Raw genomic sequence first — 13,187 nt, forward strand, 5'->3', positions numbered from 1 at the left:
TATGCTAAATACTAATTTTGGTTTGCTCAGGCGTGATGGTTTTCAATTCATCTAAATGATTTCTGTACCAATTTACACCTGCAAAACGTTCGTTAATAGTATATATTTCAGGTTTTTGCTGTAGCAACCTAAGAATATCGTCCAATGAAAACGCAGGATTTTGTGGATATAATTCTTCAAAAACACGCTTAATGAATAGATAGTCTTCGTGGTAGTCTATGGTAAAACGATGAGACATAGAATAGTCTAATCCTGTTTCCCAAGTAACATTTGCTAACCGAAATTTATCTGAATTTTCCCAAAAGTAGGGGGTAGTATGTTCTAATTCTAAAGGGCGACTGGCTTCATTCCAAGCTTTGCTCAATGCTTCAATCGTCATAATCTCTACATCGTTGCCGTCTGGATAAGTAGCAGGGTGAAGGTTACTCACAAAATCATATTTTCCTTCATTTTCAATATAAAAATCCAATACTTTATCAACAATTGTTGGGTCGATAAGTGGGCAATCAGAAGGGATTTTTATGACAATTTTGGCATTAGTCAAGACGCCAACCTGATAATGTCTGTCTAATAAATTATTCAGGCTCCCACGGTAACAGATGATGTTTTTTTCTTGACAAAACTGTTCAATCACATCATCTTGCTGGTCTTCTGAGGTAGCAATTACAATAGTAGCCTGATGTTTAATTTGTTGTAAACGTTCTATCATTCTATATAGCAGACTTTCGCCCAAAATAGGTAATAATACCTTTTTGGGTAATCTACTAGACGACATCCGAGCTTGAACAACAATCGTAATTTCTGACATTATTTTAATATATTATTTTGAAACAAAATGTCTGTAAGAAATGGGTCAAAACTAAACCACATCAGCAAAAGAGTAATTTTAAATGTGTTAAATCACGCATTCATTAAATCGCTCAATTACTTATAATACAGTCTATTCATATACCAATTCGCTAACAGCTTTATAGTCATACGACTTAACGAAATCTTCTTTCTTTCCTTTAAATCCTAAAAAGTCTCTGCAAACCTGAGCGATATTTTTAGCCGAAGTACCTTTGTTTTGAATAGGCATTTGTCTGGTAAGTTCTTCTTTATCAAAGTACGAATGTACTTTTTTGCCAAGTGCCATTCCCACATATACTGCTGATGAATACTGTGTGATAAATTCATCACAGTTCGCAATCATTGGATTAATATTACCAGTAGTATAAATTATAGTTCCCTCAGGCGTATTCTCTTTGATTTCGTTAGTAGCTCTTTCAACAATTTCATTAGGATGAAGCTTGAATATCATTTGTCTCCCTGCTGCCTTTGCCACACAGTCTTTGATAAAACCGACTCTGTCTTCAGGTCTGAAGCATTCTCGTCCATCAGAAGTGGCCACTAAAACATAATTGTGTAAAGGGAAATCATTTATATGATACTGTTCACAATTATCAAAATTTGGAATACCTGTTACTAAAATTTTGTTGCTGTGTGTACCAATTTTTGAGAAGCGTTCTTTATAGCCTTCAGAAGCTGCACAATAAACATCACAAATATTTGAAGACCCATTTAATGATGTTCCAACAGCTAGATAAGGAGGTAATTTTAATCTTTTTATAAGCTTACTTATACCAGTATACTCGTCAATCATACCTTCTTGTACCCACAAGGTTTTATTTTGGAGCATTCTATCAGGAATAATCATATCTGAACAATAAACCACTAAATCGTATTGATTCTTTCTAGCTTTATAATCCAATTTGAGATGATGTTCATAACAGTATTTTTCAGAATTTTCTTTGAACTGCCCCGCCAATACAGTTTTATTCAGAAACTCAGTTTTGTCAATAACCCATTGGATAAAGGGTGAATCTGTAAAAATTTGGCTAAACCAACAATCAAATTCAGGAAGTTGTTCCGCAATTTGATGCATTTGAGTAGTTTGATTGATTGAACCAGTTATGAATAAAATCTTCTTTTTCATAGACTATCTTTTGATTTATTTAAAGCAAAATTATCAAGCAAGTATTAATTCAATATTATCTCGAAATTAAGTGTTTGTGAGTTTGAACTATATCTGGATGAAATTGATATTAAAGTATTTTTAAAACGTGTTTTAATATCAATGTTAAGCCTCTTTAGGTATGATATTTTGGTTTAAATTTGATTAAAAATCAAACCTCATTCTAAACCTAATTGCTGTTCCCGTACTGACATTTGGATTTTCTAAATAGCTTAAACGCTTTACAAAATCTAGTCGAAGTACTTTAAAGATATTCTCAATACCAAAACTCATTTCCATATAGGGTTTATTTTCTAGCGAAAAAGTAGTAGGCTTACCATTTTCGTCGACAGGTAATAACATTAATCCATTTTGTGCAGTTGGACGATTTTTATCACTTAACCTCCCCATCAATCCTTTAAAGGTAATCACTTCTCTTAACTTTAATTTTTTTATCAAAGGTAATTTGTTGAAAATAAATCCATTAAAATGGTGGTCAACAAAAAGAGCAGCATATTCGTCACTAACAAATTCTAAAAAATTCATCAGGTTGTAGGCCTCTGGTTGATAAGCATAACTTTGGTTAGCTCTATGAATTGTTAATAATGGGTAAGGCAATGTATTAAACGTTTTGCCACCTTCTAACGTAAAATCGGTGTAGCCAATAGGAGGTAAATACATTCGTTTATGGGCATAGCCTACTAAACGGTGGAAATTGTATTGCCCATCCAATAAACCTTTTACGCCTAAGGTATATCGTATCTGAAAGGTAGGATATTTGTTAATAATCGGGATACGATAATTTTTGCCTTGATAAAATTGTTCGTTAGGGGCATATTTTAGCCCAATCATCAACTCGCTACTAATCACTTCGGGCGTAGAAGTAATATTACCATCTTTGATAGTATTAAAAGTAAGGGCGCCAGTAGGCGTTTGTCTGATATTTTTGAAATTGACGTTCACCGTTAACCCTGACCTTGATTCATTTAAATAATCCAGATTGATTACTTTATTATAAGTCATTTTATTATTCTGACCTCTTTTAAAGGAAAGCAAGAAATTATCTTCTTGAACAAACTGTAATTCCTGACCTGGAATTTTTATTTCATCTTGATAAGAAATCCTAAGGTGTTTGATAGGATAGGTATAGGTATTATGGTCTGTCAAGGAGAAAGTGGCAGAAGCAAAATACTTATAACGTTCGTCTCTGAAACCGTAGGCAGCATAGCCCTCAAAAGCCATTTTGTCACTAAAAGTAGGTGTTGTTCGTCCGCCTACTCGTAGTCTAAATCCTTCTATCGTATTAAAACTGTAAAATGTATTTACTGGACCAATTTCAAAGCCTCCCATTGGCTTATAACCTTCCAGTAAAAAAGTGGCGGTATTCATGAAACGCTGAAAAGCAGGCACTTTTTTTACACTATCAACCATCGTGTAAATCCCCAATTCTTTTGATGACAGTTCCTGATGTCGGTTCTGTTGCCAAAAGCTATCATCTCTATTGGCGGCATCTTTTAAGATGTCTGTTTTTAGACCTGAAAACTTTTCATCACTGATGGGTTTGTTGATAACGTACCTATTATACGACACGCTCCTTTGCCCAAAAAGCCCCATACCATTTTCCTTTTTCAATAGGTTGAATTCAATCGCCAAATCGTCTTTAGTCAGCATCAAGCCTTCGTTTTCAATAAAGTCATACTCTTGAGCCACTCTTAAATCTGTCACAAAATTCACGTTAATGTCTTTAGAAAAGCCCATTTGTACCTTTCTAATCGCATAACTAGAATCCAGTGCGATCAACATTGTTCCTTGAAAAAGCTGGTCATTAGAATTCCTTGGAGAGAAACCTAAATTGACACACTTGGTTCCTTTAAAGCTGGTGGTGTCAATAATTACATAGCGATAAAACTGAGGAGCAACAGGAGCAGTTGGTCCTAAAAACTGTGTGGCTAATAGTAGGATATTGTTGTCATACACATTTACGTCTTGGTACAAGGCCTCCAGATATAGTTTTATACCATTGTTATCTACATAGTTCCCCAAGCCCGTCATTTTCTCACCGCTAATTACTTCCTTTTTATTCTCTGGTGATTTTTTGTAGTAAACGTCTGATATAGTTTCTTTTAGGTACATTGGTAAATTTACTTTACCAGTGATTTGTGAAGTGTCGAGGTGATTAAATACAAAGTCGAATTTTTTCAAAGAGCGTTTGTTCCTGAATTTTTCAGAAATATTGCTAAGGTCAAATTCTAATTTTTCGTATTTATTATATTGATAAAAATCTAGGGCTTCTTTCCTGTTTTGGTCTTTGTGTTCTATAACCTTGCGAATCAATACCACAGCAGGATTATCTTTGTTGCGGTATTTATCTTTTTTACCTTTTACGGTTACTTCTTGTAAATCCGTATTTTGGGTTTTAAGCTTGAAAGTTACAGTTACAATTTTGCCCCCATCTATTTCTCTGACCTCAGGGGTATAACCTACGAAGGCTACTCGCAGAGTAGGTTTTAACACAGGAGTTTCTAGATAAAAACTCCCATTCATATCTGTTTGAGTACCCTGTTTAGTTCCCATAATACTTACATTTACAAATGGCAACGTTTCTCCAGTTTTAGCATCGCTTACTTTTCCTTTGATACGAGTAAGCTGTTGTGCATAAATAATTGGTGTAATAGCTACAAAAAGTAGAAGTAAACAGGCTTTGAGTATTTTGTAATAATCACTCATTTTATAAAATTAATTTAAATAAAGCAGTTGAATTATATAGGAATGGCCATCAGAAATAGCCACATCTAATAAGGATTAACTTAAGAATATTTTTGAAAAAAAGAAATCAACATTTTTTAATAAACCAACCAAAAGTATGTTGGTGAAAATTTAAGAAACGGTCTTGAAAAACCGAAAATATCAATAATTGAATAAACTATATTCAGAAAAACTAACGCTACTTCTAAAAGGTTCAATTGTTGATTAAATAGATTTAAAATAAGTATTTTAATGTTAACAAAACTATGAATCAATATAGTTCAACAAACGAAATAAATGATGAACAACAGTTTTTATAGGATAAATAACAATAATACTGGTATCAATAAATAATGGTAAACTTAATTGACTATGTAAAAGTAAGGAGGGATAATATAAAAGTCAAGTATGTTTACTATTATTATTTTAGCACTTATATTTTTGAGGAATGTCTTATAACTATCAACTATTGATAGCAAAGTTGTATGGAAGAAATTTAAAAGTAACTAAAGACACATTTTTATTAATATTGGAGCATAAAGTATAATTTATTGTTAATATTTCAATAACTTTTTCACTAATATAAATTGCTATTTTTGATTCCTTTTTAAAGTATTCCCAACAGAAAATAGTTTCAAAAAAACAATAGATGAATATTTTACCCAATGCTTCAACCATGATTAGACTAATGGTGAGCGACTACGTTTTTCAAATAAGAAAAGTGTTAATGTTTTTTCCTAGAATCCTGAAAAACGCTTTTGTATTAACTGCATTTGTTACGTTAGCTTTTTTGCAACAAGGTTTCTCACAACATAAAACTGAGAATATTTTTTTGATTACCACAGATGGCTTTCGTTGGGAAGAAGTATTTGGCGGGGTTGATTCCGTGTTGTTGAATAATAAGGAATACACTAAAAATAAAGATAGAATAAAGCAAACCTTTTGGTCTGATACAGCCTCTGTGAGTCGCAAGAAAATAATGCCTTTTGTATGGAATACGATGGCTAAGCAAGGGCAATTGTACGGAAACCGTTGGGCTGGCAATAAAGTAAATGTAAAAAATCCTTACTGGTTTTCATATCCGGGCTATAATGAAATTCTGACGGGCTATGCTGACGACAAAGTAAATTCAAATGATAAAATTCTGAACGATAACATTACGGTTTTAGAGTTTCTGAACAATCAGCCAAAATACAAAGGGAAAGTAGCAGCTTATACTACTTGGGATGTTTTTCCGTACATTATTAATGAAAAAAGAAGTGGTATTCCTGTCAATAGCGGTAAAGAATTGGTAGAAGGCAATTTAACAGAAAAGGAAAAAATGTTAAATGAAATTCAAAGTAATTATCCAAGTTTGGCTAGTGACCGCCACGATTTTATTACTTATTATTTAGCGAAGGAATATATCAAAAAGAACAATCCAAATGTATTCTTTTTGTCCTTTGATGAAACCGACGAATTTGCGCACGAAGCCAAATATGATGAATACCTTTTTGCTGCCAATACTGTTGATAAGTTTGTGGGTGATTTATGGAATTATTGCCAAAGCAACCCCAAGTATAAAGACAAAACCACGATTATTTTAACAACAGATCATGGACGTGGCAATAAAGTTAAAAGTCAGTGGACAAGCCACGGACAAAAAGTGCCAGACTGTTATGAAATTTGGTTTGGCGTCATCGGACCAGATACTCCAGCCTTAGGAGAAGTAAAAACAGAAGGACAACTTTTCCAAAATCAAATTGCAAAGACATTAGCTAAATTCTTAGGATATGATTTCCAGAATGGCAAAGAAATCGGAGAGGTAGTTAAACAAACAATGAAATAACACTCTTTTCTTTTATATAAAATCCCCTGATGAACAACGTCATAAACGTAGTTTATCAGGGGATTGTTTTTTCAAGAGAAATAAGCAAATTGAATTTTAATAAAAATTATTTTAGATACAAATCATAATGTAAAATGTAATCACCAAAGTTTTCGTTTTCTTTTACTTTCGTTGTAGCAACTAACATTGGTGGTTGTCCTGAAACATAGATTTGTTTAAGCTTTTGCTTGTAAATAACATTGTTCAATGTTATTGTTACAATTATCGCATTTTGACTAGAATCGTTTGCTTTGTTAATATTGGCAGCAGTGTTCTCTATTACCTCATCGTCAATTTCATTTTTATAAAAGGCTTTAACTGTTGCAGTACCAGTACTATACGATGTGAGAATTTCCTTTTTATCACTTGGCACTTGTTTACCATTAACGTCAGTGTAACTCAGTCGCCAAGATTTATAAAATTCTGAATCGAATGGAGGTGAAACACAACCACATTTGTCACTATCGCACGAGCTAATTGAAAATGTGATAACAAATAGAATGAAGAGTAAAACTGTTTTTTTCATGATGTCGTTAATTTAAGGTTTAATGCTAGTTTTAATAAATATAGAAGTTGTTTAATATTAGCAATATAACGTCTCTGAAGCGATGAAAATTGCCAAGGAAAGTTTGATATTTATCTGATAGTCAAAGATAAATAAAAAAACAAATAAATGTAAGATTGGTTAAACTAGCTATTTCCTAACAGATTTATTTTAACGCATACCCTTACTTAAAAATATCCTCAATTCGTTTACGACTATAACCTGCGGCAGTAGTCATTCCTTTGCCACCGATACCTGTTGAAATATAGATTTTATCTTCTATTTGGTATTCATACGAACCGCCATCAGCCGTTTGAGAGTAATACCCTGCCCAATAGTTTTGAATTTTCCAGTTAGGCAAAGACATAATTCTTTTAGCTTCTTTCAAAATCAAATCGTTTATCGACATATCAATGCCTAGTGGCAATTTAGCATTCTCGTGTACATCAGCATATTCGTGCGAGTCGCCAATGATGATTGAACCATTTAAAGCCTGCTTGAAAAGAATATGAATGCCCCACTCTTTATAAACTTTTTGCCACTCGGGCGTCTGAATATATTGATATGAATTGCAAGATTTAAAGCTATCATAACGACGAATAGAAAGTCCAGATAGAATATTTCCATTCAATTTTAATTCAGGTAAAGGGTATGTCTGCATCATATTCAGTTTGCAGATTTTCATACCGCTTTCATTGAAAATCTCAGGGAATAAAATTTTGAATTCATGTCCATTACAAACAGCTACTTTGTCGGCAAATAACTTTTGATTGGTTGCTGTCCTTATTTCACAAATACCATTATTTATTTCACAGCCGATAACGGCCGTATTGTTCATAAATACTAATCCAAAATCTTGGATAAGCATTTTCCTTACTTGATGAACCATCGTCCTAGGCTCTACAGAAACCTCTTCAGGAAAAAATAAACCACCTTTATAATATTCAGAATTCAGGTTAGGAAAGCGTTCATAACAAGATTTTCTAGAAAGTAGCGTAGAAGGATATTCTCTGATTTTAAATAATGCCCTAGCTTCCTCTAAAAGCAACATTTCTTCATCATCAGAAGCAAAATAGTATGAACCATTTTGTCGGGCTGTAATATCAAATTTTGCCTGAATTTTCTTATAAATACCCAACGACTCTCTACCATATTCAAACCAAGTATCTAAGGCTTGTCCAGAAGGAACTACCTGTCCGAAATTTCTAACCGTTGCCTCTATTGGTTCCGAATCTTTATCTATCATCAATACAGATTTGCCTTGTGTTAAAGCATGATAAGCATGAAAAGTACCTACGTTTCCTGCTCCAATGACTATCAAATCATATTTTTTCATCGAATGGTTCTTAAAAAAGCGTATCTAAAAGCCAAGTACATTTAGATAACGTTCTGTTGAATAGTGGTTTTATTGAGAATAGAATTATAGCAAGAAATTAAGTTTCTTTAAGAATGGAAATGGCGTATCGCTCTCCAAGCGCTCATTTTCAATGTTTTCAATAATTTCTTTGATGTCTGAAACTTTGTTCAATAGTCCATCATTTCTGTGGATACTCAATTGCTGACGAGTGTGTGTACCATTGGTTACACCCAACGACATTCTGCATCCAGCCCGTACACCTGATTTTAAATCAGAGGGCGTATCACCAATATTGATGACCCTGTTAGCATCAGACACATTCAATACCTGAATCGCTTTTTGAATCATAAAGGGTTCTGGGCGACCTTTCTGTACCTCATCTGAAGCAATAGAAAGCTGTATTAATGTATTTTCGTTGCCAACGTAGTTATTATTCAAGCCATCAAGCCAGCCTAATTTTTGTAAGATAATGTTGGTTACTTTTCTATAAAAACCTGTAGTAAGAGCAATTTTTATTTTTTTGCTTTTCAGATAATCAAATATTTCCAAGCATCCTTCTGTAGGATAAATATCATTGTTGATATAATGATTCTCTAAAATTTCGCAAAAAGTATGGTATGAATTATTCACAAATTCACGCAAATCAGGATGATTATCTCCAATCATTTCTGACCATAATAATTCAAAAACATATTTTTTAGAATAGCCCTGTAGTGCCAGAACGCGTTCGGGCGATACGGTTAAACCAGTTTGTGAAGCGGCTTCAATAAAGCACATTTCTACCTCATGGCGATCTTGAACGGTTGTTCCCGCCATATCAAAAGTGACTAATTCAATGAGTGACATTTAATGTTGGATTTAGTGACAACCAAAGCTTTAATTATGAAAATTACGATACTATCTGAGTGTCATTTTTAATGAAATCAAAGATAAGTAGTCTCATTTTAACCATACGTTAAATCTTGATTAAGGCTTTGTAAAATGCTGATTTTTAGGTGTTTTTGTTCGTAATGTTGTGATTAAAAAGTCATCTTTTAGCATAAAACATATACTCAAAGAGATGTTTTTCATCCATGAACAAACTAGAAAATTTTCTTCAGCGCCAATCTCAAATATTTCTTGCCATCTATCTAGGCATAGCCGCTTTCAGTACTTATTTCTGTATGTATGCTTTCAGAAAGCCCTTTACTGCTGGTGATTTTCATGACGTTACTTTATTGGGAATAGACTATAAAATTGTGTTGGTTATCTCGCAAGTATTGGGATATGCAACAGCCAAAGGCTTGGGAATTAAAATAGTATCAGAGGTAAAGCCTCATCAAAGAGCCAAATACATTGTTGGAATGATTTTATTTGCGGAACTCAACTTATTACTGTTTGGATTAGTACCTCCTCCGTACAATTGGGCATTCTTGTATTTCAATGGCTTAGGTTTAGGAATGGTCTATGGCTTAGTGTTTAGTTTTTTAGAAGGCCGACAAATCACTGAGATTTTAGGGGCTGGTTTGGCAGTGAGTTTTATTGTAGCCTCTGGCATGGTAAAATCCATCGGGAAGTATTTTATTAATGTTGGGGTGAACGAATATTGGATGCCTTTCTTAACAGGGTTAACTTTTTTTCCGCTACTACTGATATCAGTTTACGCCATGTCTATTGCTCCCAGACCTAGTAAAGTAGATGAAAACGAACGGTCGGAACGCTTACCCATGAATACCCAAGACCGAAAGAATTTCCTCAAAAAACATGGTTTTGGACTGATAGCCTTGATTACGATATATGTGTTAATGACTATCTTGAGAGACATTAGGGATAATTTTGGCGTAGAAATCTGGCGAGAAATAGGTGTAACGAATGCTTCTATCTTTGCCAAAACAGAATCTTTGATAGGCTTAGTAATTTGTGCCTTTACTGCCTTTATGTATTTTGTGAAGAATCATAAACAAGCTTTTTGGTTGAATCATTTGATGATTTTTGCAGGAGTAATCTTGATACTGATTGCTACCTTATCTTTTTTAAATCATACCATCTCACCGTTTTGGTGGTCTGTTTATTTAGGAATAGGCTTATATATGGCCTATGTGCCTTTTAACGGAATGCTTTTCGACCGCCTGTTGGCAGTATTGAAAGAAAAGGCCAATGTAGGTTTTTTGTTTTATTTAGCCGATTTTAGTGGATATGTAGGTAGTGTAGTGATTTTGATTTACCAAAACTTTGGTACTAAAAATACATCGTGGTTGGACTTATTGACTGATTTGTCTTTGTTTTTACCTTTGATTTCAATGGTATTAATTATTATTTCCTTCTTTTATTTCAATCGAAAGTTAACATCAGGTTCTTCTGCTTCGATGAATGCTGTAGTTAGTATTTCTAACCATAATTAATTTTAATGAATTATAAGTAAGGAATGCTCGTATCTAAGTAAATGGTGAGTAATTCAAGTAAATACTTGTTTATTTGCCAAATTTTTCAAGAATAGGTTTAGGCAAACCTGCTTTTGAAAGTAGTTCTTTGGCTTTAATTAATTTTTTTGATGACATATCTTTCGCATCCAAATAATCTAATTTGGGATTATACCGACTATTTGTGCTAGCATGCTCTATGTTTGTCTTTTTCATAATACTAATATAATAAGTTTCTTTTATTGATAATCAAAAAAGCATCATAATTATTGCCAATTGAATATTCTTCCCAGTAGTAGTTTGTCAATCCATATATAGTTGCTTCTTTCAATAGTTCATTAAGATTTTTTGAAATAGCAATTTGATAAAGCCTATTTCTTTCTGAAGTACTGCCTGTTATGAATAAAAGTGAATCTGGATGATAATGCCAAAACTCTCTGACAGTATTAGCGACTGTTGCTAATACTATTTCAGTATCTCCATTATTACTTCTAGCAAAATCATCTATATCTCCAGATTCTTCATTCCAATCACCGAAAGCTAAATTATAAAGTGTTATATGTTTAGGCAATCCATAATTTTCAATATCATTAATTTGAGTAAATTGGACTCGTTTTTCGATTACATTACGACCGATACTTGTAAAACTAAATATAGATTTATTAGCATTGCTTTGTGTAGGATACTTTTCAAATTTCATTTTATTTAAGATATTCATTGAAAAAGAATAAGATTCTAAATTAATAAAATATTAATTATAGAATAATTTTTTACATGAAAATAGGAGTGTTTCTGATTTTTGTTCTGTGCTAATGTTTATAAGAGAAAGTAAACCGAAAAATGCTAACAAATATTAAGATTTTTATATAAATTTGATTGCTAAATAAAGTCTCTAAGTTGTGAGAAAAATCATAAGCATATCTTTTCTTTGTCTTTTGCTGTACAATATGTTCAGCACAGGCATTGTATTGCTGTGTTTTGACAAGGAATATGCTTCTGCAACGCCATATGAGGCAAATGATGAATTTTTAGAATTAAAAGTCCCGATTTCACTACCTTATACCTCCGACTTCCATAATACATCACCCACCGAGGCTTTAATTCAATACAAAGGGGAATTTTATAACGTTATCGAACAACGTTATGAAAATGATACATTGATTACAAAAATTAAAACCAATCAATCTGCCAGAGAACGATTTGCATCCTTAGCAGATGAAATCAATACCGTGTTGGCTCGTAATCATTCTGACAAACAATCACCGCTCAAAAAAGCGTTAGAGTTATGTAAATCACTATCGGTTACTTATATTCAGAATAACGGAATGAACCTTGCTCAATACCAATATACATTGGATGCAGGTACAATCAACTCTTTTTCTTACGAAGTCCACCTTCTTTCGGATTATAGTCAGTCCTTTTTTACCCCTCCCGAATTGTCTTAGTGTTCAATGATTTTTACCATTGTGTCTTTAGATACCTTGGTAATAGTTGCTGTGTTTACAGCAACTGATTCTTACTTTCCATCAATCAAAGAAAATCAACTAATGGCACATATAACACTTACCAATCCTAATCTGCCTGGCATGACAGGATTATTAGATTATAGCAAAGTAACGGCAGTACCTTTATTAAACTTGGCAGAAGCGTTATTACGCAGCGACTCAAGTTTGAGTAGCGTAGAATGCGAATTGATAGCGGCGCATGTTTCATATTTAAACGATTGTCATTTTTGTCATTCTTCACACGCGGCAACAGCCGTGGCTCATTTAGGATGCGATGCTAGTTTGATAGACGACATCAAAGACAACTTTGCCTCAACGCCCATCTCTCCGAAACTCAGGGCCTTGTTAGATATCGCGACCAAAGTTCAAATAGGAGGGAAGAACGTATTGCCTGAAGACATCGCTAAGGCACGCGAACATAACGCAACCGACCGTGAAATTCATGATACTGTATTAATAGCAGCAGCATTTTGTATGTATAATCGTTATGTAGATGGCTTAGGCACGTGGGCTCCACAACAAAAAGAAGAATATCTTGAAATGGGACAAGAGGTAGCTTTAATGGGTTACGAACGTCAGCATTAGTCTTATACTATAACAAGGATAAAATTTCCGCCTTTCATGGGTTTTACTATTAAAAGACGAAAATTTTATCCTTCATTTCACCAAACGCTTCCATGATATGAGTCTCCAAAGGATGCTGGCGTAGGCTCTAACCATCAATTTGGCTCTTTTTTACCTTCTCCTAATATTCCCCTAACAATACTCACGATAATG

At 33.5% G+C, this 13,187-nt stretch carries 12 protein-coding genes; 4 read left to right on the forward strand and 8 right to left on the reverse strand.

The genetic code is table 11. The annotated features are described in order from the left end of the window. Positions 1–4: 4 nt before the first annotated feature. From J2Y60_RS07305 to J2Y60_RS07315, 3 genes are all read right to left on the reverse strand, one after another. Complete coding sequence (locus J2Y60_RS07305; RefSeq protein ID WP_309915503.1) at positions 5–808, reverse strand: glycosyltransferase family protein; 804 nt, start codon at positions 806–808, stop codon at positions 5–7. 132 nt (positions 809–940) lie between these two features. Further along, positions 941–1,975: a hypothetical protein gene (locus tag J2Y60_RS07310; RefSeq protein WP_309915506.1), complete on the reverse strand. Its 1,035-nt coding sequence runs from the start codon at positions 1,973–1,975 to the stop codon at positions 941–943. 183 nt (positions 1,976–2,158) lie between these two features. Further along, complete coding sequence (locus J2Y60_RS07315; protein WP_309915508.1) at positions 2,159–4,720, reverse strand: DUF5686 family protein; 2,562 nt, start codon at positions 4,718–4,720, stop codon at positions 2,159–2,161. Between the two features lie 667 nt (positions 4,721–5,387). Between J2Y60_RS07315 and J2Y60_RS07320 the strand changes: the two genes are divergently transcribed. Beyond that, the gene (locus J2Y60_RS07320; RefSeq protein WP_309915510.1) at positions 5,388–6,566 is read left to right on the forward strand and encodes an alkaline phosphatase family protein; all 1,179 of its coding nucleotides are present in this window, start codon (positions 5,388–5,390) and stop codon (positions 6,564–6,566) included. Between the two features lie 106 nt (positions 6,567–6,672). Here the strand turns inward: J2Y60_RS07320 and J2Y60_RS07325 are convergent, their stop codons facing one another. The 3 genes from J2Y60_RS07325 to J2Y60_RS07335 form a co-directional block, all read right to left on the reverse strand. Next, positions 6,673–7,131 (reverse strand): hypothetical protein, encoded by a 459-nt coding sequence (locus tag J2Y60_RS07325; protein ID WP_309915513.1) that lies wholly within the window; start codon positions 7,129–7,131, stop codon positions 6,673–6,675. A gap of 202 nt (positions 7,132–7,333) precedes the next feature. Next, complete coding sequence (locus J2Y60_RS07330) at positions 7,334–8,485, reverse strand: TIGR03364 family FAD-dependent oxidoreductase (RefSeq protein WP_309915516.1); 1,152 nt, start codon at positions 8,483–8,485, stop codon at positions 7,334–7,336. Positions 8,486–8,569: 84 nt separating this feature from the next. Further along, complete coding sequence (locus J2Y60_RS07335) at positions 8,570–9,352, reverse strand: HAD hydrolase-like protein (protein WP_309915519.1); 783 nt, start codon at positions 9,350–9,352, stop codon at positions 8,570–8,572. Positions 9,353–9,579: 227 nt separating this feature from the next. On the opposite strand from J2Y60_RS07335, the gene J2Y60_RS07340 reads away from it, so the two are divergent. Then, entirely contained in the window at positions 9,580–10,887 is a 1,308-nt protein-coding gene (locus J2Y60_RS07340; RefSeq protein ID WP_309915523.1) for a DUF5690 family protein, read from the forward strand. Positions 10,888–10,956: 69 nt separating this feature from the next. Here the strand turns inward: J2Y60_RS07340 and J2Y60_RS07345 are convergent, their stop codons facing one another. Both J2Y60_RS07345 and J2Y60_RS07350 read right to left on the reverse strand, forming a co-directional pair. Beyond that, complete coding sequence (locus tag J2Y60_RS07345) at positions 10,957–11,121, reverse strand: hypothetical protein (RefSeq protein WP_309915525.1); 165 nt, start codon at positions 11,119–11,121, stop codon at positions 10,957–10,959. Positions 11,122–11,125: 4 nt separating this feature from the next. Beyond that, positions 11,126–11,605, reverse strand: a complete 480-nt coding sequence (locus tag J2Y60_RS07350) for a DUF6934 family protein (protein ID WP_309915528.1) — start codon at positions 11,603–11,605, stop codon at positions 11,126–11,128. A gap of 247 nt (positions 11,606–11,852) precedes the next feature. Here J2Y60_RS07350 and J2Y60_RS07355 point away from each other — a divergent pair, with 247 nt between their 5' ends. Beyond that, complete coding sequence (locus J2Y60_RS07355; RefSeq protein WP_309915532.1) at positions 11,853–12,350, forward strand: hypothetical protein; 498 nt, start codon at positions 11,853–11,855, stop codon at positions 12,348–12,350. Positions 12,351–12,356: 6 nt separating this feature from the next. After that, positions 12,357–12,995 (forward strand): carboxymuconolactone decarboxylase family protein, encoded by a 639-nt coding sequence (locus J2Y60_RS07360; protein ID WP_309994578.1) that lies wholly within the window; start codon positions 12,357–12,359, stop codon positions 12,993–12,995. Positions 12,996–13,187: the final 192 nt, after the last annotated feature.

The organism is Arcicella sp. BE140, from assembly GCF_031456255.1.
Taxonomy (GTDB): domain Bacteria; phylum Bacteroidota; class Bacteroidia; order Cytophagales; family Spirosomataceae; genus Arcicella; species Arcicella aquatica.

What these genes read in the sequence shown, in the direction of transcription:
- J2Y60_RS07305 (WP_309915503.1), bottom strand. Translation starts at nt 808, where the DNA reads ATGTCAGAAATTACGATTGTTGTTCAAGCTCGGATGTCGTCTAGTAGA.
- J2Y60_RS07310 (WP_309915506.1), bottom strand. Translation starts at nt 1,975, where the DNA reads ATGAAAAAGAAGATTTTATTCATAACTGGTTCAATCAATCAAACTACT.
- J2Y60_RS07315 (WP_309915508.1), bottom strand. Translation starts at nt 4,720, where the DNA reads ATGAGTGATTATTACAAAATACTCAAAGCCTGTTTACTTCTACTTTTT.
- J2Y60_RS07320 (WP_309915510.1), top strand. Translation starts at nt 5,388, where the DNA reads ATGAATATTTTACCCAATGCTTCAACCATGATTAGACTAATGGTGAGC.
- J2Y60_RS07325 (WP_309915513.1), bottom strand. Translation starts at nt 7,131, where the DNA reads ATGAAAAAAACAGTTTTACTCTTCATTCTATTTGTTATCACATTTTCA.
- J2Y60_RS07330 (WP_309915516.1), bottom strand. Translation starts at nt 8,485, where the DNA reads ATGAAAAAATATGATTTGATAGTCATTGGAGCAGGAAACGTAGGTACT.
- J2Y60_RS07335 (WP_309915519.1), bottom strand. Translation starts at nt 9,352, where the DNA reads ATGTCACTCATTGAATTAGTCACTTTTGATATGGCGGGAACAACCGTT.
- J2Y60_RS07340 (WP_309915523.1), top strand. Translation starts at nt 9,580, where the DNA reads ATGAACAAACTAGAAAATTTTCTTCAGCGCCAATCTCAAATATTTCTT.
- J2Y60_RS07345 (WP_309915525.1), bottom strand. Translation starts at nt 11,121, where the DNA reads ATGAAAAAGACAAACATAGAGCATGCTAGCACAAATAGTCGGTATAAT.
- J2Y60_RS07350 (WP_309915528.1), bottom strand. Translation starts at nt 11,605, where the DNA reads ATGAAATTTGAAAAGTATCCTACACAAAGCAATGCTAATAAATCTATA.
- J2Y60_RS07355 (WP_309915532.1), top strand. Translation starts at nt 11,853, where the DNA reads ATGTTCAGCACAGGCATTGTATTGCTGTGTTTTGACAAGGAATATGCT.
- J2Y60_RS07360 (WP_309994578.1), top strand. Translation starts at nt 12,357, where the DNA reads ATGATTTTTACCATTGTGTCTTTAGATACCTTGGTAATAGTTGCTGTG.